Genomic DNA, 17,864 nt, shown 5'->3' with positions numbered 1-17,864 from the left:
TCATGGCTTTTTCACGGCGCGGGCGCGCACATCGCCCCCAATGCCTCAAGCGGGGCACGGGTCGCGTCACGGGCCGCGTCCTCGATTTCACGGTACAGGCGCAGCACGGCTTCCCCCTGGGGCGAAAGCCCGGCGCCGCCGCCGCCGCCGGGCCGCGCGGAGACCAGCGGCTGCGTGAAGGCGGTGTTCATGGCCTCGACCAGCAGCCAGGCCCGGCGGTAGGACATGCCCATCACCCGCGCCGCGGCTGAAATGGAGCCCGTCCGGCCGATCTGTTCAAGCAGCCGGATCTTGCCGTGCCCAAGCAGGGGGGTGCCATTCGCGTCGAGCCGCAACGTCAGCCGCATTTCAGTCATGGTTCTTCTTACTCCCGCCAGCAGCTATACCACTGGTCGTTTTTACCGGAAACGGCTTCTTCTGGAAGGGAAGTTTCAAATCATGACCCATTCCGACCATCCGGTCGCACCCATGGCGGCCCCGATCCATGGCCGGTGGCGTCCCATGGAGGCACGGGATCTGCCCGCCGTAAGCGCGCTGGCCGAACGCCTGCACCCCGCCTGTCCGGAACGGCCCGCCATACTGGAGGAACGCCACAGCCTGTGCCCGCCGGGCTGCCTGATCCTGCCCGGCCCCACCGGCGGTGTGGGGGGGTACGTATTGAGCCACCCCTGGCGCATGGCCTCACCCCCCGCACTGGATACATACCTGCGCCGCCTGCCCGAGGCGGCGGATTGCTGGTACCTGCATGACATCGCCATCCTGCCCTCCCTGCGCGGGCGGGGCGATACGCATGCGGCACTCGGGCTCATGGCGGCGCAGGCCCGGCGGCAGGGCATATCATGGCTTGCCCTTATGGCGGCCGAGGGCGCGCGGGCGGTCTGGGCGCATCTGGGCTTCACGCCCATGGCCGACATACCGCCACAGGTCACGCGGAGTTATGGCGCGGATGCCTGCCCGATGCGCCGCGCCATTTCCCCTGCCCCCTGACCCCGGCAAGGATTACGCCGGAAGGCTGGCGCGCAGCCCGCGCGCGCGGATGGAGCGGCGCGCGGCGATGACCGCCGCGTCAAGCGCCGTGGTGTCCATGTCGCGCCAGCCATCGAACGCGGACAGCGCCAGACCGGCCGACAGGTCATCGGCACGGGCCAGCGCCAGTTCATCCGCATCCAGCGTCGGTTCGATGGGGGTATAGGCCTGCCCCTTCTCGTCGCGCCCACGCAGCATTTCCAGATAGGCGGCGATGCCGAAGGCAATCCGGTCAAGCGGGTGGCCGCTGGCCAGCGACCGGCGCACGGTATCGGTCCAGAAGACCCGGACCTTGGATGCGCCATCACTGCATATGCGCAGCAGCGTATCCGCGACCGCCGGGTTGGAAAACCGGCTGAGCAGACGCCTGCGGTAGGCATCGAGATCCACACCCGCCGGGGCGTCGATCTGGGGCATCGCGTCCTGTGTCCAGTAGGCATTGGCCAGACGCTCCAGATCCGCGTCCTCCACCGTTTCATGGGCGTAGCGATAGCCCAGCAGCAGCCCGGCCGAGCCCAGCAGGATATGCGCCGCGTTGAGCATGCGCACCTTCACCTGCTCATAGCCCGCAACGTCCTGCACGAACTCCACCCCGACCTTTTCCAGCGCGGGGCGGCCGTTGCAGAATTTGTCCTCCAGCACCCACTGGCTGAAATCTTCCGCCAGCACGGGCAGTTCATCGTCCAGCCCGCTGGCTTCGTTCAGCGCCCTGCATGTCGCCGCGTCCACGCCGGGGGTGATGCGGTCCACCATGGAGCAGGGAAAGGTGACATTGGCCTCGATCCACGCCGCCAGGTCCGCATCCAGCGCGCGGGCGTACCCCACAAAGGCTTCATGCGCGACATGGCCATTGCTGCGCAGGTTGTCGCATGACAGGACGGTAAACGGTCCCGTGCCCGCCGCCCGCCTGCGGCGCAGGGCCTCGACCACGTAGCCGAACACGGTGGCGGGCTGGCGGGGGTTGTCCAGATCGGCGCGGATGGCCGGGGTATCGAGCCTGAAACGCCCGGTTTCCTCGTCAATATTGTAGCCACCCTCCGTTATCGTCATGCTGACGATGCGTGTCTTCGGGTCGACAAGGCGGGCCAGCACCGCATCGGGGTTGGCGGGGGCCAGCAGATATTCACGCAGGGCCCCGATCACGGACACCGTGCGCACGCCATCGGCCGTGACTTCGGTCAGGGAATACAGGCAGTCCTGCTGCTGGAAGGCGTGGGCCTTGGCCTCGCTGCGCGCGCCACCGCTCAGGCCCACGCCCACGATCCCCCATTCCGACTGTCCGGGCAGGGCGAGGCATTTGTCCACATACCAGGCTTCATGCGCGCGGAAAAAATTGCCCACACCAAAATGAACGATCCCGCGCCCCACTTCCCCCGGTTGGTAATGTGGCGCCTGCACGCCGGCGGGAAGATGCTTCAGGGTTGTTTCATTCAGCATGGTGTCTTTCGAACTCCTTGTATGTATCTGCGCAGGCCGGCCCTATCCCTTGTCTGCCCTGTCGGCACTGACCGGCCCGAAGGAAACTTCAGCCAGAAGCGGGTGCCCCGAAAGCGGGAACGGACCATCATCGGTCCGCCCGTCTGACCAGATATTACGCACGGCAAGCCGCATGTCGGCATGCAGCAGCCCTACGGCGAAACGCATGACAGGCGTCCAGTGTTCCCCCGTCCGCTCCAGGCGGTCCAGCATGTCACGCATGCCCTCACTGCCCAGCGCGTGGCCCCGGCGGGTGGCGGCGGTCGCATCGCAGCGATCGGCCATCTGGCCCAAAAGCAGGACCACCATGTCGCGTTCATGACCGAGCATGTCACCCATGCGGGCGGTTTCGCCCTCCACCGCCGCGCGCGCGATGAAGATAGCATCCGAACGGATCCGACGCAAAAGCCCCGGCAGGCGCGCCACCAGCGGGTCATGCCGGGCAAGCGCGCCGGGGTGCTCCACCTCCGCTTCCTGCACGCCGTCATTGATGTCCTGCAACAGCGACCGGCACGTCACATCCGCCGTGGCCAGCGTGTCATAATCGGGATGCGGGCGCAGCGCGCTGCCCAGCAGGTCGGCCAGACCGCGCAGCAGGCTGGCGGAGTCCGCCAGCACTTCGCGCCGCGCCTCGTTGCGCAGCACGAAGAACGAGACCGCGAACGACACCACGACCCCGGTCATGATCGAGGCGATCCGTTGCAGCGGGCGCGAAAAGGGCGCGCCGGTGGCGGGAAACAGCAGCACGACCATCAGGGTCACGATCGCGACCCGCATCTTGGGCCGCAGCGCCACGACAACCGCCAGCGGCATGAGCATGACCCAGAACACCATAGCCAGCGAAAGGCCATACCACTGTTCCAGCGCGATGGCGGACATGCCCGCCGCCGCCCCGATCAGGGTGCCGACAATCTGCTCACGCCCGGTGGAAAGCGTCTGGGTCAGCCGGGTCTGGGTAATGACGATGACCGATGTGATCAGCGCCCAGACCGGCTCTTCAAGATGGATGAGCGTGGCGACGATGCCGGACAGCACGAGCGAGACATTCATCCGCACGACCTGCCGCCACGTGCCCTTGCGCATGATGGAACGCAGCATGACCCGCAGGCGCGCCCCCATGCGGGTCAGTGCCCGGCGCCATCGGGCAGGGGAAAGGGCACCCAGCGCAGGCCATCGGCATTCTGCACCAGGAACAGGACGGTCCGGCCGTGGCGCGCGCGCGCGGCGTCGATCTGGCGGCGCAGGTCGGCTGGCGTGCCGACGGCGGACTGCTGCACCTCGGTTATCACGTCACCGGGGCGCAGCCCGCGTTCGGCGGCCGGGCTGTCCTCGGTCACGCCGGTCACCAGCACGCCCTTCTGCCCTTCGGCCATGTTGTATTTCTGGCGCGCGATGTCATCGATCTCACCCACCGTGAAACCCATGCCGGTAATCGCCACGCTGTTCTGCGCCGGTTCATGGGCGGGGGCGTGGCCGCCCTCGGCCTTGTCGGTCTTTTCATCGGGCAGGGCGCCGATGGTGATGGGAACCTCCATCTGCTGGCCCTTGCGCCAGATCCCCAGATGCGCCACGCTGCCACCCGCAAGCTCGGCCACCAGACGGGGCAGCGCGCGGCCGTCGATATCCTTGCCGTTCAGGCTCCGGATCACATCCCCGGTCTGGAGATGGGCCATGTCCGCCGGTCCCTTCGGCTCCACCCCCGCGATCAGCGCGCCATGGGCGCCCTGCATGCCCAGGCCCTCGGCAATTTCCTGCGTCACGTCCTGGATACGCACCCCGATCCACCCGCGCGTCACGGTGCCGTGGTGGCGGAGCTGTTCGATAATGCCCTGCGCCTCGGCCGAGGGGATGGAGAACCCGATACCGATCGACCCGCCCGAAGGCGAGAAGATGGCGGTGTTGATGCCGATGACCTCACCCTTCAGGTTGAACAGCGGGCCGCCGGAATTGCCCTTGTTGATGGGGGCGTCCGTCTGGATGAAATCGTCATACGGTCCCTGCTCGATATTGCGCCCGCGTGAGGAAATGATCCCCGCCGTCACCGTGCCCGAGAGGCCGAACGGGTTGCCGATGGCCAGCACCCAGTCCCCCACCCGCGCATGGTCGCTATCCCCGAACGGCACGGCGGGCAGTGGCCTGGGGCTGTCCACCTTCAGCACCGCAAGGTCGGTACGGTCATCATGCCCGAGCAGCCGCGCCTTGAGCACGGTATTGTCCTGCAGCGTGACGGTAATCTGGTCGGCATGGCGCACGACGTGGTTGTTCGTCACGATCACGCCCGACGGGTCGATGATGAAGCCCGAACCCAGCGCCTGCATCTTGCGCGGCGGCGCGTTGGGTGAATCCTGACGGTTCATGAAATCATGGAAGAATTTCTCGAACGGCGAACCTTCGGGAAAATTGGGCACCTGCGGCGTGCTGTCGCCGTCATCGCCGCCCTCCTCCTCGTCATCGCCGGGGCGGACCATCTCGGTGGTGGAGACGTTGACCACGGCGGGCAGCAGCTTCGCCGCCAGGTCGGCGAAGCTGTCGGGCATGTTGCGTCCCTCGCCCGGCAGGCGCAGGGGGGCCGTGGGGGCGGGCTCCTGCGCATGGGCGGCGGTGTATGCACCAGGGGTCGCGAGCAGCCCCAGGGCAAGGCAGGACCGGGAAAAGACAGCGGCACGAAAGGACATGGGGTGCATATATCCTGCTGAACGGGATCGGGTGGACAGCTATACCATGCCCTTGACCGGCGCGGAAATCACGGCCTCAGTTCCTGCATAAGGGGGCGGGCGGCGCAAGGTTGCCCTGCCCGCCCCGTGCCGCGCCACGGGCCGCGTTGCGCTGGCGCTCCCGGATGCGGGCAACGGCCAGCAGCACGCCGAAGCCTGTCGCATTGACCGCCACCTGCATCACGAACCCCGTGCCGAAGCTGGTCAGCACCAGGCGGCCATACAGATCCACTATGGTGCCCATGGTGAAGATTTCCAAGGAGTGCCGCCCGAACAGCGCCATGAACTGGCCGGCGCGCGTCGCGGCCAGCCCCGTCGCCCGCGTGGAGGACTGGACAAGATAGAACAGCGCCAGCACGTCCAGCAGCCGCCAGGGCGAGAGGATCATCTTGTCGGGCACCCCCATGGTCACGGGCCGCAGGTCGGCAAAGCCCCAGTCCATCCATGGAAAGGACTGCACGGCGGAAAACACCAGGTACAGCCCGCACGCCGCCGCCAGCACGTACGAGCGCGGCAGGCTGCCGTCATGCCGCCCCGCCACGCGCGCGGCGCAAACCCCCAGCACGAACAGGAACTGCCACGCCAGCGGATCGAAAAACCAGCCATCCGGATCAAGCCAGTTGGGAAAGTTGAGCCGGGGGTCGACATTGACCACCAGCCACACGGCCCCGCTCAGGCCCAGCACCACGGCGGTCCCCACCCCGCGCAGCAGCGCGTATAGCGGCGCAAAGCCCAGCAGCAGCACGATATAGAGCGGCAGGATGTTCAGGTTGCCCGGCAACGCCACCAGCGAGAGCACCCGCCAGACCGAATCCAGCCCATGCGCCAGTTCGGGTTCAAGGAAATCGACCGGCACGGGCCAGAAATGCCGCCATATGCGAATGGTGGAGACACAGACCACAACCAGCACGATCTGGTACACATAAAGCTGCCAGCACCGCCGCCCGATGCGCAGCAGGACCGTGGGCACGGGCCGGGTGCCAAAGGCCCGCCCGTAGGCCAGCCAGGAGGCATAGCCCGCCAGCAGCACGAACACCTCCGCCGCGTCGGCAAAGCCGATATTGCGCATGGTGAAGCGGTTAAGCACATCTTGCGGAATATGGTCGATGCACATCATGAGCAGCGCCACCCCACGCAGGGCGTCAACCCTGTGGTCCCGCCGGTGATGGGACGCGGCCTGTGGAGTGGAATTGCCCATTATGTCCCTGCCTGCCTGAATGCGCGCATGATAGCCATTCACACCATGCAACGGAGAAGCGTAAAGCAGCAAACCGGGCCGGGCGCCATTCTCCCGCCGCAGGGACGGCGCGCATGCGGCGCATGCCCGGACGCGCCCGCACCACGGTTTCATGACTCGACCACACTCCCCTGCTCCTTTTATACCCGCAGGGGCGACAGAGCAGGAAACGCACCACCATGACCAACCCCGACAGGACAACCATCGAGACCGTGCTGCAACAGGTCCATACGGCAGATAAATCCACCAATGTAGCCAAACTGGGCAGTCTGGACGCCTTCATGGTGCGTGACGGGGTGCTTCACGTCGCCATCGCGACGGACCGCGCGCGCGCGGCGGATCTGCAGCCGCTGCTGCCCGAACTGGAACGTGCCCTTATGGCGGCGGTTCCCGGCTGCTCCGGGGCCAGCGTCATCCTGACCGCGCACCGCCCCGCGCCCGCGCCGGCCCCCGCGGCCCCGCCGGCATCCGGCGGGCATCGTCCGCTCAACCTGGGCGGCGCACCGAAAGCCGCGACCGGCCCGCTCCCCCCGCAGGTGGGCGTGGTCATTGCCGTGGCGTCGGGCAAGGGGGGGGTCGGTAAATCGACTACGGCCGTGAACCTGGCGGTGGGGCTGGGGCTTGAGGGGCTGAAGGTCGGGCTGCTGGACGCGGATATCCACGGCCCTTCCCTGCCGCGCATGATGGGCCTGAACGCGCGGCCCGAAGTGGCGGATGGTCACCTGATCCCGCCACGCAAATGGGGCATCAGCGCCATGTCGATCGGCATGCTGGTGGACGAGACCGAGGCCATGATCTGGCGCGGGCCGATGGTGATGGGGGCCATCAACCAGTTGCTGGGCGATGTCGAATGGGGCGCGCTGGATGTGCTGGTGGTGGACATGCCGCCCGGCACGGGGGATGCGCAGTTGACACTGGCGCAGAAAACCGCGCTGGCGGGCGCCATCATCGTCTCCACGCCACAGGACATCGCGCTGCTGGACGCACGGCGCGGCATTACCATGTTCGAGAAGATGAACGTGCCGGTGCTGGGGATCGTGGAGAACATGTCCTATTTCTGCTGCCCCAACTGCAACCACCGCACCGAACTGTTCGGCCATGGCGGCGCGCGGGCGGAAGCGGAGAAGATGAAGGTGCCGTTCCTGGGTGAAATCCCGCTTCTGGCCGATATCCGCGCCAGCGCGGACGAAGGCGCGCCCATCGTGATCGCCGCGCCCGACAGCCCGGCGGGGCAGGCCTATCGCGGCCTGGCCCATACGGTGGGCGCGACCGTGCGCCGCGTGCTGGAGCAGAAGAAAAACGCCCGCTGATCCGTCCGGCCGGGCATGGCGGGGTCATTCCCCGCCGTGGCGCGGGGGCCAGCCAGCCCCCGTTACGCCCCCATCAGAGCCTGCGGTCGCGCTTGATCCGGTCCCATGCCGCGTTGATGCGGGCGATACGCGCGGCGCCGCGCGCCTGTTCGGCGGCGGAGGCCCCGCGCGCGGTCATGATGTCGGGGTGGTGTTCGCGCACAAGGCGACGCCAGACGATGCGCACTTCCTCATCACTCACGTCACGCGAGACGCCCAGCACGGTATAGGCATCCACCTCGCTCACGCCGGGGCGTGCGCCGCCGTCACGCGCGCGGTCCCACGCACCGGGGCTGAGGCCGAACGCCTTGTGCACGCCGCGCAGGAATGATTCCTCACGCGCGTTGATCTCCCCATCCGCGCGGGCGATCACGAACAGCGAGGCCAGGGCCTCCTCCAGCATGGCGGTGCGCCCGGCGAAGGCGCGGCCCAGTTCGGTCGCGAAGGCCCGGTAGTCATCCGTGCGCTGGCGGGCGTTATCGAACAGGCGGCCCACTTCCTTCATGTTCTCGGGCGGAAGGTGGAAGCGGCGCTTGAAGGCGTCGATTTCGGCGCGGTTCACCGGGCCATCGCACTTCGCCATCTTGGCGGACAGGATAATGACGACCAGCCCGTACATCTGGTCGCGCTTGCCCATCACGGCCGCCATCTTGGCCGCGATGAAGGTGGCCGCGCCATTGGGGTCGGCATTCAGCCGTGGGCCCCAGCGGTCGGTCCAGCCACCCACCGGCGTTTCCAGCAGGGAACCGTTATCCGCCGCGTGGCCCAGCGCGGTGCCGACGACCGCCCCCATGGGGCCGCCGACCGCGAACCCCGCAACGCCACCAAAAATCTTGCCCCATATCGCCATGCCCCGATGCTAGCACGGATACAGGCTTAACCCAACCGATCTTCCCTGCCGCCATCAGGCATTTGCGGCATTGCTGGCATCCATTCGCGCAAGGCTTCCACCCGCAGGGCGGAGGCCAGCGGGCGGTCCGGCGGGCGGGTGGCGTCGATGCGCCCGACCAGCCCCACCAGCGTCAGCCCGCGTTTATGCGCGATCAGGTCCAGCGCGTGCCAGAATTCCGGCTCCAGCGCCACGCTGGTACGGTGGCCCGACAGGTTGAGGCTGCGCTTGCGCAAGGGCCGCGCGCCGCGCTGCGCGGGCAGCGGCAGGGCATTATGGTCGTTCACGCGGGCAGCCTGCCCACCGCCCATTGCGCGGCTTCCGCCACCACGGGGTCGGCATCGGCGCACAGGGCCATGGCCACCGGGCGCAGCTCGGCGCGCGCGCTGTTACCCATGGCCACCGCCACGTTGCGCACGAAGCGCCCGCGCCCGATCCGCTTGATGGGCGAGCCGGAAAACCGGGCGCGGAAGCTCACGTCATCCAGCGCCGCCAGTTCAGCCAGCGCAGGCGCGCGCAGGTCGTCGCGCGCGGCAAGTTTCATGTGGTGCGTGGCCGTGGCGAAGCGGTTCCACGGGCACACGGCCAGGCAGTCGTCACAGCCATAGATGCGGTTGCCCATGGCAGGGCGCAGCTCCACCGGAATCGGATCGCGGTTTTCGATCGTGAGATAGGAAATGCACCGCCGCGCATCCATGACGCCGGGGGCGGGAAACGCCCCGGTGGGGCAGGCGTCAAGACAGCGGGTGCAACTGCCGCACCCCCCGCCCGAAGGCGCGGATTGCGGCAGGTCCAGCGTGGTATAGACCTCCCCCAGGAACAGCCAGCTTCCGTGCTGGCGCGAGACAAGGCCGGTATGCTTGCCCTGCCAGCCCAGACCGGCGTTCCGCGCCAGCGGTTTTTCCATGACCGGGGCGGTATCGACAAACACCTTCACCTCCGGGCCATCCATCCCCTGCCGCCGCCCTTCATTGACCACGAACTGGGCCAGATGCTTGAGCATGCCCTTGACCACGTCATGATAATCCCGGTTACGGGCGTAAACCGAAATATTGCCCGCATCGGGCAGGCGGGTGGTGGCCAGCGCATCGCCTTCGGGCGCGTAGGTCACGCCAAGGGCGATCACGCTGCGCACCTCGGGCCACAGGCCGCGCGGGTCGCCGCGCTGCTCCATGCGCTGCGCCATCCAGCCCATGCCCCCCGCGAACCCGTTCTCCACAAAGGCGGCAAGACGGGCGCGTTCCGCATCATCCAGCCGTGCGGGGGCAAAGCCCACCGCGTCGAACCCCAGCGCCCGCGCATGACCCGCTATCGCCGCGGCAAGCCGGGCGCCTTCAGCGGGGGATGATGCGGGCGGGCGGGCCATCAGGCGACCGATGGAATGTCGGGAAAGGGCATTTCATCACCACTCCAGTCATCCATCGCCCATTGCGCGCGCAGGTGGCTGGCATGGGCTGTAAACGACCCGTCCACGATCGCGCCGCGCATCCCGCGCATGAGACGCTGGTAATAGGCCAGGTTATGCCATGTCAGCAGCATGGGGCCGAGGATCTCGTTCGTGCGGAACAGGTGGTGCAGGTAGGCGCGGCTGTGGCGCGAACAGGCCAGGCAGTCGCAATGGGGCGAAATCGGCCGCGAATCGTTGGCATGGCGCGCGTTGCGCAGGTTGAGCGTGCCCCGCTCGGTATAGGCGCGCGCCGTGCGCCCCGCCCGCGTGGGCATGACGCAGTCGAACATGTCGACCCCGCGCTCCACCCCGCCCAGCAGGTCATCGGGCGTGCCGACACCCATGAGGTAGCGGGGGCTGGCATCGGGGATCAGCGGCACGGTTACATCAAGGGTGGAGAACATGAGTTCCTGCCCCTCCCCCACCGCGAGGCCACCGATGGCATAGCCCTCGAACCCGATCCCGGTCAGCGCCTTTACGCTCTCGGCGCGCAGTTCCGGCTCGGTGCCGCCCTGTATGATGCCGTACTGCGCATAGCCGGGGCGCTGGATGAAGGCGTCGCGGCACCGCTCGGCCCAGCGCATGGACATGCGCATGGAGTTCGCGATCACGTCCGGTGGCGCGGGCAGGGCGGGACATTCGTCAAAACACATGCTGATGGTGGCGTCGAGCGCGTGCTGGATGCCGGTCGAGCGTTCGGGGGTCAGCCGGTGTTTCGAGCCGTCGATATGCGAGCGGAAGGTCACGCCATCCTGATCGAGCTTGCGCAGCGGACCGAGCGACATGACCTGGAACCCGCCCGAATCCGTCAGGATCGGGCCGGGCCAGTCCATGAAACGATGCAGGCCGCCCAGTTCGCGCACCCGCTCCGCCCCCGGCCGGAGCATGAGGTGATAGGTATTGCCCAGCACGATGCCCGCGCCCGTGGCGCGCACGTTGTCCATCGTCATGGCCTTGACGGTGCCCACCGTGCCCACGGGCATGAAGGTCGGGGTCGGCACGCTGCCATGGGCGGTATCGAGCCAGCCGGCACGGGCATGGCCCGCGCGCGCTTCGGCGCGCCAGCGGAAAGAGGTCATGGCAGGTCTCCCTCGGCGCGATGCAGCAGGCAGGCATCGCCATAGGAATAGAAACGGTAGCCGCTGGCGATGGCGTGGTCATAGGCCGCCTTCATGCGGCGCGGGCCGCCAAAGGCGCAGACCAGCATGAACAGCGTCGAACGCGGCAGGTGAAAATTGGTCAGCAGCATGTCCACCGCGCGGAAACGGTAGCCGGGCCGGATGAAAATGGCCGTCTCGCCATGGAAGGGGTGCACGCGGCCTTCCTCATCCGTCGCACTTTCCAAAAGACGCAGCGAGGTGGTGCCCACGGCCACCACCCGCCCCCCCGCCGCGCGCGCGGCGTTGATGCGTTCCGCCGCATGGGGGGAAATCGTGCCGCGTTCGGCATGCATGTGGTGGGCGGAAATCTGTTCGCTGCGCATGGGCAGGAACGTGCCCGCCCCCACATGCAGCGTCAGGGTCTGGCGGATCACCCCGGCCTGATCAAGCGCGGCCAGCAGATCCGGCGTGAAATGCAGCCCCGCCGTGGGGGCGGCCACCGCCCCGCGATGCTGGGCGAAGATGGTGCTGTAATCCTTGCGGTCTGCTTCCGTCGGGCCATCGGGGCGGGCGATATAGGGCGGCAGCGCGAGACGGCCCGCATCATGCAGGAACTGGTCGAACGCCGCCCCCTCCGCGCTGAAGCGCAGGGTGATGTCGCCTGCCTCCCCCCGGCTTACGACCTGTGCCGTCACCGGGTTGTGCCCGAAGGTCAGCGTATCACCGGGGCGCAGGCGGCGGGCGTTGCGGGCCAGTGCGTGCCATGTGCCATCGGGCAGGATACGGTCCAGCGTGATGCCGATTTTCGCCGCCCCGCGCATGGCCGCGAGCTGCGCCGGGATCACCGCCGTATCATTGGCCACCAGAATATCACCCGCGCGCAGGCAGCCCGGCAGGTCGCGCACATGGCGGTCCATGAACGGGCCTTCCACCGGCACGTCAAGCAGGCGCGCGCTGTCACGCGGGCGGGCCGGGTGGTCGGCGATCCGTTCGGGGGGAAGCGCGAAATCAAAATCAGAAACCAGATCCGTCATGCGGCTCCTTTACGGAATCCGCACGGCACTTGCCAGCCCGAACTCTCACCTTTCCCCGCCACGTCCCCGCGCGGTGGCCGCCATGCAGGGTGATATTGGACAGAAGCGGAAGGGGAAGCCAGAATGCGGACGCGATTCCCGCAGGGGAATTTTCCATTCCACAGCCAAGGAAGACACCACATGTCCTATGCCGCACTTGATGCCGTACGCATTACCAAGGCCTGCAAGACGGCCCTGCATGTTCTGGAAGCGGTTGATGAACAGGACCGTAACGAAGTCCACCAGCGCAAGACGCTCATGATCCAGCGGATCGAAGCGCTGGCCCGCGCCGCCGCCGAAAGCAAGAATGGCGACCAGGCCATTACCCTGACATCGGAGGAATTCTGGCTGATCAGCCAGAACTGGTAAACCGCCCCCACGCGGAAAACAGGAAACCGATATGACCTTTACACTGACAAGCCGCTCCTTCCACGAAGGCGACCGCCTGCCCGAAGCGCAGGTATTTGATGGAATGGGCTATTCCGGCGGCAACATCTCGCCCCCGCTGGCGTGGCAGGACCCGCCCGAGGGTACCAGGAGCTTCGCCATCACGCTCTACGATCCCGATGCGCCGACCGGGTCGGGCTGGTGGCACTGGGTGGTGATCAACATTCCCGCCACCGTGTCCTCCCTGCCCGCCGGGGCCGGATCGGGCGACAACAGCCTGCCCGAACCCGCCGAGATGACCCGCACCGATTTCGGCGGGAACGTGTATGGCGGCGCCGCCCCCCCGCCGGGGCCGGAGCACCACTACATCTTCACCATCCACGCGCTGGACATCGAACGGATCGAACTGCCCAGCGACGCGTCCGGCGCCATGGTGGGTTTTGTCATCAACCAGCACAGCCTCGGCTCCGCCACGCTGACGGCGGTTTACGGCAAAAAGCCGAAATAACCTGGCCCTGAAACGAAAACGCCACCCGCCCCGGTCATGGGACGGATGGCGCAGGGAGTATCCGCCAGCCAAAAGACGGTTTTAAAGGCGGTACCCGCAAACTTTCCTTGTCGCGCCCCTAACCCTGATAGGACGCGATCTCGATCAGGTTGCCATCGGGGTCGTGGCAGTAGACCGATGTGACCGGCCCCAGCGCGCCAAGGCGGGCCACCGGCCCCTCGGTCACCTGCACGCCGCATTTTTCAAGATGTTCGATCACATCGCCGCTGCTGACGGCGGTGATGAAGCACAGGTCGTTCGTGCCGGGCAGCGCGTCTTCCGCCGTGACCCACCCTTCGGCCCCATGGGGGCGGAGGTTGATTTTCTGCCCGCCGAATTTCAGCGCCGTGCGGTTGTTGCGGCCATATTCCTCCCGCTCCATGCCCAGCACGCGCTGGAACCATGAAGCCGAGACCTCCAGGTCACGCACACTCACCACAAGATGGTCAAGACGATCGACGGTAAAACGCATGGCGCTCACAAACCTCCGGTGTGTCCGGCCCGATGGATGGGCCGGACGGACCCGTAACGGGTCACGTTCAGCCGGTCAGGCCTTCGTAAAAATCATTACCCTTGTCGTCGATCACGATAAAGGCGGGGAAATTCTCGACCTCAATCTTCCATACCGCTTCCATGCCCAGTTCGGGGTATTCCAGCACCTCGACCTTGCGGATGCAATCCTGCGCGAGACGGGCTGCGGGGCCACCCACGGAACCGAGATAGAAGCCGCCATATTCCTTGCACGCCTCGCGCACCGCACGCGAGCGGTTGCCCTTGGCCAGCATGACATAGGAACCGCCCGCCTTCTGCAACATGGCGACATAGCTGTCCATACGGCCCGCCGTGGTCGGCCCGAAGGAGCCGGTGGGCATGCCCTCGGGCGTCTTGGCCGGGCCTGCGTAATAGACGGGGTGGTCCTTGAGGTACTGGGGCAGTCCCTCGCCCTTTTCCAGCCGCTCGCGGAACTTGGCGTGCGCGATGTCGCGCGCGACGACCATCGTGCCGGTCAGTGACAGCCGCGTGCGCACCGGATACTGCGACAGCTTGCGCCGGATCTCGTCCATCGGCTGGTTCAGGTCGATCTGGACCGCCTCGCCCTCAAGGTCGGTATCCGTCGTTTCGGGCAGGAAGCGCGCCGGATCGGCCTCAAGCTGTTCCAGAAAGACACCATCGGCGGTGATGCGCGCCTTCACCTGCCGGTCCGCCGAACACGAAACCCCGATGCCGACCGGCAGCGACGCCCCATGGCGCGGCAGGCGCACAACACGCACGTCGTGGCAGAAATACTTGCCGCCAAACTGCGCGCCGATGCCCATCTTCTGGGTCAGTTTGTGGACTTCCTTCTCCATCTCCAGGTCACGGAAGGCGTGGCCCAGCGGGCTGCCTTCGGTGGGCAGGCTGTCGAGCCAGTGGGTGGAGGCGAGCTTGACGGTTTCCAGATTCTGCTCGGCCGACATGCCGCCAATCACCACCGCGAGATGGTAGGGCGGGCAGGCCGACGTGCCCAGCGTGCGGATCTTGCCATCCAGCCATTTCAGCAGGCTGGCCTTGTCGGACAGCAGGGCGCGCGTTTCCTGGAACAGGAAGGTCTTGTTCGCCGACCCGCCGCCCTTGGCGATGAACATGAGATCCATCTGCTCGGCATGGTAGTCACCCGGCGTGGCGGAGATGTGGAACTGCACCGGCAGGTTGGTGCCGGTGTTCACTTCCTCGAACATGGAGACCGGGGCCATCTGCGAATAGCGCAGCGAGGTGCCGGTATAGGTGTCGTACACCCCGCGTGAGAAGGCTTCCTCCTCGTTCCCGTCAACCCATACGCGCTGGCCCTTCTTGCCATAGACGATGGCCGTGCCGGTATCCTGGCACATCGGCAGCACGCCGCCCGCGGCGATACAGGCGTTCTTGAGCAGGTCCATCGCCACGAAGCGGTCGTTCTCGGAGGCTTCGGGATCCTTGAGGATACTGGCCAACTGCGCCAGGTGCGCCGGGCGCAGCAGGTGCGCCACGTCGTTGAAGGCGCGCGCGGCCAGCGCGGTCAGGGCCTCGGGGCGGACATGGACCACCGTGCGCCCACCAAGGACCGAGGTGGTAATCCCCTCGATCTCCAGTTTCTTCCACGGGGTCGTTTCATCATGCAATGGAAAGAGCGGGCCATAGACAAATGGCTTGCGCGTGGGTGCGGATACATTCAACGGACGGTCTCCTGCCTTTTCCCCCGGATTGGTTCCAGGTGGCGGCGTTCAGGTATCAAGGCGCGCCCGGTGCATCCGGGCCACCGGATGGGAAATGTGGCTCAGCCCGGTCCCCCCGGCCCACGCTTGCGGAAGGCGGCGAGACTGACGACCTGCGAACCTTCGCCCTTTTCGGCCTCCCCTTCCGCGCGGGTCTCATCGGCGGCGGGGGCGTCGGCCGTGGCTTCCGCCTCCGGTATCTGCACCGGCACCACGTTTTCCGGCGCGGCGGCCACGGGCGGCTGCTCGGGCACGGTAAAGCGCAGGGCAAGGCGGATATGCGGATCGGCAAAGGCGGAAATGGCCGCCACGGGAATGACCAGCGTGGAGGGAATGCCCCCGAACGACAGCCCGACCGATATGACCGCGTGCGCACGGTCCACCTTCAGGCCCCAGAACTGGTGCTGCAGGACAATGGTGATCTCGTGCGGGTACTGGGCGCGCAGGTGTCCGGGCATTTCCACGCCCGGCCAGTCGGTCCGGAATGTCAGGTAGAAATGATGATCGCCCGGCAGGCCATGTTCGACCGCGTAATCCAGCGCGTGCAGCATGACCTGACGGTATGACTCCTCGATCCAGGAATCATAGGGCATGAGGCTGTCGGGGAGGGCGGCGTCAAAACCGTTTTCCTCGTCATGATCATCGGACATTTCGGACTTCTCCGTAAGATCCGCCCGGGCGTTCACGACCGGAGCGGATTTTTGCAGACATGCGGGTTCGGACCACGCCGTGCCACAGGAGCAAGCTGTGCGTCAAACCCGCCCCCATGGCAAGCCACAGCCACGATGCATTTCTTCACGAAGCGGATAGTGCGCCACCCGCGCCCGCCGCGACATGAAGGACAGATACACGAAGAAAATGTAAGTGGGAGGGCTTCTGTTGCCCGGTGCCCTCCCGAACCGCGCTTATCGCTTATGCAGCGACAGCGAGCACCTCAGAGTTATCGTTGGCACTTGTGATTTAGCCCGATAACGGTGGTACAATGCCGGGCAAAAGGCGGGTCTTTACCATGCGTGTCGAGCCTGTTTCGTCCCCATGTTCCCCATCGGGGGGGAAATTGGTGGAGACGCCGGGTACCGCCCCCGGGTCCACAACACTTATTCCACGCGCCGTTTATCGCCATAGCCAAGGGGCAAGCCCCTCCTGCACTTCCGAACATAGGGAGCGCCACGGCATATGGCAAGGGGTATGGCCGGGCGGGAACACGACGATGGCGCGACGCCCCGAACCAGCCCGGGAATCCGTTTGCGCCCGTGCCGCCCGGCATGCAAAACCGCTGGCCCGCGCCCACCCCATGCGCCATGATGGCGCCGCGAAACACGGACCGGAACAACATGACTAGGACAGGGCATGGCGGTATGGTATGGCCCCCATCCTTTGTTATGATCGACATAGACGGGGCGGTAGGACACATGTTTTCCAGTGAGCAGAAATCGGCAATCGAGGCGGCCCGCGCCGGCTGGGCGCAGACACGTCGCCTTGTCGTACCCGCGGTGGAAGACGTGCTGTATTCCCCCATCCCCGTGCTGGAGACCGGCTTCGTGCGCGCGGTCGATTACATGGGCGGTGACAGCGGCATCGTGCAGGGCGCGCGCGTTTCCTACGGCAAGGGCACGCGCAGCACGTCCGATGACCGGGGGCTGATCCGCTACCTCATGCGCCACCGCCACACCAGCCCGTTCGAACTGGCGGTGCTGAAACTGCACGTGCGCGCGCCCATTTTCGTCACCCGCCAGTGGTTCCGCCACCGCACCGCCAGCATCAACGAGTACTCGGCCCGCTATTCGGTGCTGGAAAAGGAATTCTACTTTCCCCGGCCGGAGGATATCGCCGCCCAGTCCAGCAGCAACAAGCAGGGACGCGCCGACAGCCTGCCGCCCGAACAGGCGCAGCAGGTGCTCGACATCCTGCGTGACGACGCCTCGCGCTGCTACGACCATTACATGGACCTGCTGAACGAGGATGAAAACGGCCAGACCCGCGATCCATCACGCCCGTCCGTAGCCCGTGAACTGGCGCGCATGAACCTGCCGGTCAACATCATGACGCAGTTCTACTGGCAGATTAACCTGTGGAACCTGCTGCACTTCCTGCGCCTGCGCGCCGACAGCCACGCCCAGTACGAAATCCGCGCCTATGCCGACGCCATCCTGCGGATCGTGGAGAAATGGGCCCCGCTGACATTCGAGGCCTTTACCGATTACATGCGCGACGCTGTGCTGCTGTCCGGCCCCGCGCTGCGCGCGCTGCGCGCGGCCATGGGCGGCCAGCAGGTGGATGCGGCGGCTCTGGGCCTGTCCAGGCGCGAGATCCGGGAACTGGCTGACATGTTCCCCGAAATCGCGCCCCGTCTTGTATCCTGAACCCCGGCCGCACCTTCAATAAACT

General features: G+C 66.6%; 18 protein-coding genes and 1 other RNA gene. 5 read left to right on the top strand and 14 right to left on the bottom strand.

What is annotated here, in order from left to right:
• Window positions 1-11 precede the first annotated feature (11 nt).
• Window positions 12-356, bottom strand: a complete 345-nt coding sequence (locus LDL28_RS10540; RefSeq protein WP_233058508.1) for a winged helix-turn-helix domain-containing protein — start codon at window positions 354-356, stop codon at window positions 12-14.
• Between the two features lie 82 nt (window positions 357-438).
• Here LDL28_RS10540 and LDL28_RS10535 point away from each other — a divergent pair, with 82 nt between their 5' ends.
• Entirely contained in the window at window positions 439-987 is a 549-nt protein-coding gene (locus LDL28_RS10535) for a GNAT family N-acetyltransferase (protein ID WP_233058507.1), read from the top strand.
• A 12-nt stretch (window positions 988-999) separates the two neighbouring features.
• Here LDL28_RS10535 and LDL28_RS10530 read toward each other — a convergent pair whose 3' ends face one another.
• The 4 genes from LDL28_RS10530 to LDL28_RS10515 form a co-directional block, all read right to left on the bottom strand.
• Window positions 1,000-2,463, bottom strand: a complete 1,464-nt coding sequence (locus LDL28_RS10530) for a mannitol dehydrogenase family protein (protein ID WP_233058506.1) — start codon at window positions 2,461-2,463, stop codon at window positions 1,000-1,002.
• A 42-nt stretch (window positions 2,464-2,505) separates the two neighbouring features.
• The gene (locus LDL28_RS10525) at window positions 2,506-3,621 is read right to left on the bottom strand and encodes an aromatic acid exporter family protein (protein WP_233058505.1); all 1,116 of its coding nucleotides are present in this window, start codon (window positions 3,619-3,621) and stop codon (window positions 2,506-2,508) included.
• 5 nt (window positions 3,622-3,626) lie between these two features.
• Window positions 3,627-5,177, bottom strand: a complete 1,551-nt coding sequence (locus LDL28_RS10520) for a DegQ family serine endoprotease (RefSeq protein WP_233058504.1) — start codon at window positions 5,175-5,177, stop codon at window positions 3,627-3,629.
• A 76-nt stretch (window positions 5,178-5,253) separates the two neighbouring features.
• Window positions 5,254-6,414, bottom strand: a complete 1,161-nt coding sequence (locus LDL28_RS10515; RefSeq protein ID WP_233058503.1) for an OpgC family protein — start codon at window positions 6,412-6,414, stop codon at window positions 5,254-5,256.
• A 218-nt stretch (window positions 6,415-6,632) separates the two neighbouring features.
• On the opposite strand from LDL28_RS10515, the gene LDL28_RS10510 reads away from it, so the two are divergent.
• Entirely contained in the window at window positions 6,633-7,763 is a 1,131-nt protein-coding gene (locus tag LDL28_RS10510; RefSeq protein WP_233058502.1) for an Mrp/NBP35 family ATP-binding protein, read from the top strand.
• A gap of 73 nt (window positions 7,764-7,836) precedes the next feature.
• Here LDL28_RS10510 and LDL28_RS10505 read toward each other — a convergent pair whose 3' ends face one another.
• Genes LDL28_RS10505 through queA form a run of 5 tightly spaced genes read right to left on the bottom strand, consistent with a single transcriptional unit; the run spans window position 7,837 to window position 12,272 of the window.
• The gene (locus tag LDL28_RS10505) at window positions 7,837-8,652 is read right to left on the bottom strand and encodes a TerB family tellurite resistance protein (RefSeq protein WP_233058501.1); all 816 of its coding nucleotides are present in this window, start codon (window positions 8,650-8,652) and stop codon (window positions 7,837-7,839) included.
• A 26-nt stretch (window positions 8,653-8,678) separates the two neighbouring features.
• Window positions 8,679-8,978: a ribbon-helix-helix domain-containing protein gene (locus LDL28_RS10500; protein WP_233058500.1), complete on the bottom strand. Its 300-nt coding sequence runs from the start codon at window positions 8,976-8,978 to the stop codon at window positions 8,679-8,681.
• A complete protein-coding gene (gene queG, locus LDL28_RS10495) occupies window positions 8,975-10,057 on the bottom strand; it encodes a tRNA epoxyqueuosine(34) reductase QueG (RefSeq protein WP_233058499.1) in 1,083 nt (360 codons plus the stop codon). The genes LDL28_RS10500 and queG overlap by 4 nt, the downstream gene beginning before the upstream one ends.
• Window positions 10,057-11,217, bottom strand: a complete 1,161-nt coding sequence (gene tgt / locus LDL28_RS10490) for a tRNA guanosine(34) transglycosylase Tgt (RefSeq protein WP_233058498.1) — start codon at window positions 11,215-11,217, stop codon at window positions 10,057-10,059. Before tgt ends, queG begins: the two co-directional genes overlap by 1 nt.
• The gene (gene queA, locus LDL28_RS10485) at window positions 11,214-12,272 is read right to left on the bottom strand and encodes a tRNA preQ1(34) S-adenosylmethionine ribosyltransferase-isomerase QueA (protein WP_233058497.1); all 1,059 of its coding nucleotides are present in this window, start codon (window positions 12,270-12,272) and stop codon (window positions 11,214-11,216) included. The genes tgt and queA overlap by 4 nt, the downstream gene beginning before the upstream one ends.
• 180 nt (window positions 12,273-12,452) lie before the next feature.
• Here queA and LDL28_RS10480 point away from each other — a divergent pair, with 180 nt between their 5' ends.
• On the top strand, window positions 12,453-12,680 hold the full coding sequence (locus LDL28_RS10480) for a hypothetical protein (RefSeq protein ID WP_233058496.1): 228 nt from the start codon (window positions 12,453-12,455) through the stop codon (window positions 12,678-12,680).
• Window positions 12,681-12,711: 31 nt separating this feature from the next.
• On the top strand, window positions 12,712-13,206 hold the full coding sequence (locus LDL28_RS10475) for a kinase inhibitor (RefSeq protein ID WP_233058495.1): 495 nt from the start codon (window positions 12,712-12,714) through the stop codon (window positions 13,204-13,206).
• A 118-nt stretch (window positions 13,207-13,324) separates the two neighbouring features.
• On the opposite strand, the gene LDL28_RS10470 is transcribed toward LDL28_RS10475, so the two are convergent.
• From LDL28_RS10470 to ssrA, 4 genes are all read right to left on the bottom strand, one after another.
• Entirely contained in the window at window positions 13,325-13,717 is a 393-nt protein-coding gene (locus tag LDL28_RS10470) for a VOC family protein (RefSeq protein ID WP_233058494.1), read from the bottom strand.
• A 67-nt stretch (window positions 13,718-13,784) separates the two neighbouring features.
• Window positions 13,785-15,437, bottom strand: a complete 1,653-nt coding sequence (locus tag LDL28_RS10465) for a fumarate hydratase (RefSeq protein WP_233058493.1) — start codon at window positions 15,435-15,437, stop codon at window positions 13,785-13,787.
• A 101-nt stretch (window positions 15,438-15,538) separates the two neighbouring features.
• Window positions 15,539-16,126: an SspB family protein gene (locus tag LDL28_RS10460; protein WP_233058492.1), complete on the bottom strand. Its 588-nt coding sequence runs from the start codon at window positions 16,124-16,126 to the stop codon at window positions 15,539-15,541.
• A 213-nt stretch (window positions 16,127-16,339) separates the two neighbouring features.
• Window positions 16,340-16,663: a transfer-messenger RNA gene (gene ssrA, locus LDL28_RS10455) on the bottom strand.
• A 225-nt stretch (window positions 16,664-16,888) separates the two neighbouring features.
• On the opposite strand from ssrA, the gene thyX reads away from it, so the two are divergent.
• Window positions 16,889-17,839: an FAD-dependent thymidylate synthase gene (thyX, locus tag LDL28_RS10450; RefSeq protein ID WP_233058491.1), complete on the top strand. Its 951-nt coding sequence runs from the start codon at window positions 16,889-16,891 to the stop codon at window positions 17,837-17,839.
• The last annotated feature ends 25 nt before the right edge of the window (window positions 17,840-17,864 follow it).

This window comes from Komagataeibacter sp. FNDCR2 (genome assembly GCF_021295395.1).
GTDB lineage: Bacteria > Pseudomonadota > Alphaproteobacteria > Acetobacterales > Acetobacteraceae > Komagataeibacter.
Note: the sequence above shows the minus strand (reverse complement) of the source record. Positions and strands in the feature narration are given on the sequence as shown.

What these genes read in the sequence shown, in the direction of transcription:
- LDL28_RS10505 (WP_233058501.1), bottom strand. Translation starts at nt 8,652, where the DNA reads ATGGCGATATGGGGCAAGATTTTTGGTGGCGTTGCGGGGTTCGCGGTC.
- thyX (WP_233058491.1), top strand. Translation starts at nt 16,889, where the DNA reads ATGTTTTCCAGTGAGCAGAAATCGGCAATCGAGGCGGCCCGCGCCGGC.
- LDL28_RS10515 (WP_233058503.1), bottom strand. Translation starts at nt 6,414, where the DNA reads ATGGGCAATTCCACTCCACAGGCCGCGTCCCATCACCGGCGGGACCAC.
- LDL28_RS10475 (WP_233058495.1), top strand. Translation starts at nt 12,712, where the DNA reads ATGACCTTTACACTGACAAGCCGCTCCTTCCACGAAGGCGACCGCCTG.
- LDL28_RS10540 (WP_233058508.1), bottom strand. Translation starts at nt 356, where the DNA reads ATGACTGAAATGCGGCTGACGTTGCGGCTCGACGCGAATGGCACCCCC.
- LDL28_RS10525 (WP_233058505.1), bottom strand. Translation starts at nt 3,621, where the DNA reads ATGGGGGCGCGCCTGCGGGTCATGCTGCGTTCCATCATGCGCAAGGGC.
- LDL28_RS10460 (WP_233058492.1), bottom strand. Translation starts at nt 16,126, where the DNA reads ATGTCCGATGATCATGACGAGGAAAACGGTTTTGACGCCGCCCTCCCC.
- tgt (WP_233058498.1), bottom strand. Translation starts at nt 11,217, where the DNA reads ATGACCTCTTTCCGCTGGCGCGCCGAAGCGCGCGCGGGCCATGCCCGT.
- queA (WP_233058497.1), bottom strand. Translation starts at nt 12,272, where the DNA reads ATGACGGATCTGGTTTCTGATTTTGATTTCGCGCTTCCCCCCGAACGG.
- queG (WP_233058499.1), bottom strand. Translation starts at nt 10,057, where the DNA reads ATGGCCCGCCCGCCCGCATCATCCCCCGCTGAAGGCGCCCGGCTTGCC.
- LDL28_RS10480 (WP_233058496.1), top strand. Translation starts at nt 12,453, where the DNA reads ATGTCCTATGCCGCACTTGATGCCGTACGCATTACCAAGGCCTGCAAG.
- LDL28_RS10535 (WP_233058507.1), top strand. Translation starts at nt 439, where the DNA reads ATGACCCATTCCGACCATCCGGTCGCACCCATGGCGGCCCCGATCCAT.
- LDL28_RS10520 (WP_233058504.1), bottom strand. Translation starts at nt 5,177, where the DNA reads ATGTCCTTTCGTGCCGCTGTCTTTTCCCGGTCCTGCCTTGCCCTGGGG.
- LDL28_RS10470 (WP_233058494.1), bottom strand. Translation starts at nt 13,717, where the DNA reads ATGCGTTTTACCGTCGATCGTCTTGACCATCTTGTGGTGAGTGTGCGT.
- LDL28_RS10530 (WP_233058506.1), bottom strand. Translation starts at nt 2,463, where the DNA reads ATGCTGAATGAAACAACCCTGAAGCATCTTCCCGCCGGCGTGCAGGCG.
- LDL28_RS10510 (WP_233058502.1), top strand. Translation starts at nt 6,633, where the DNA reads ATGACCAACCCCGACAGGACAACCATCGAGACCGTGCTGCAACAGGTC.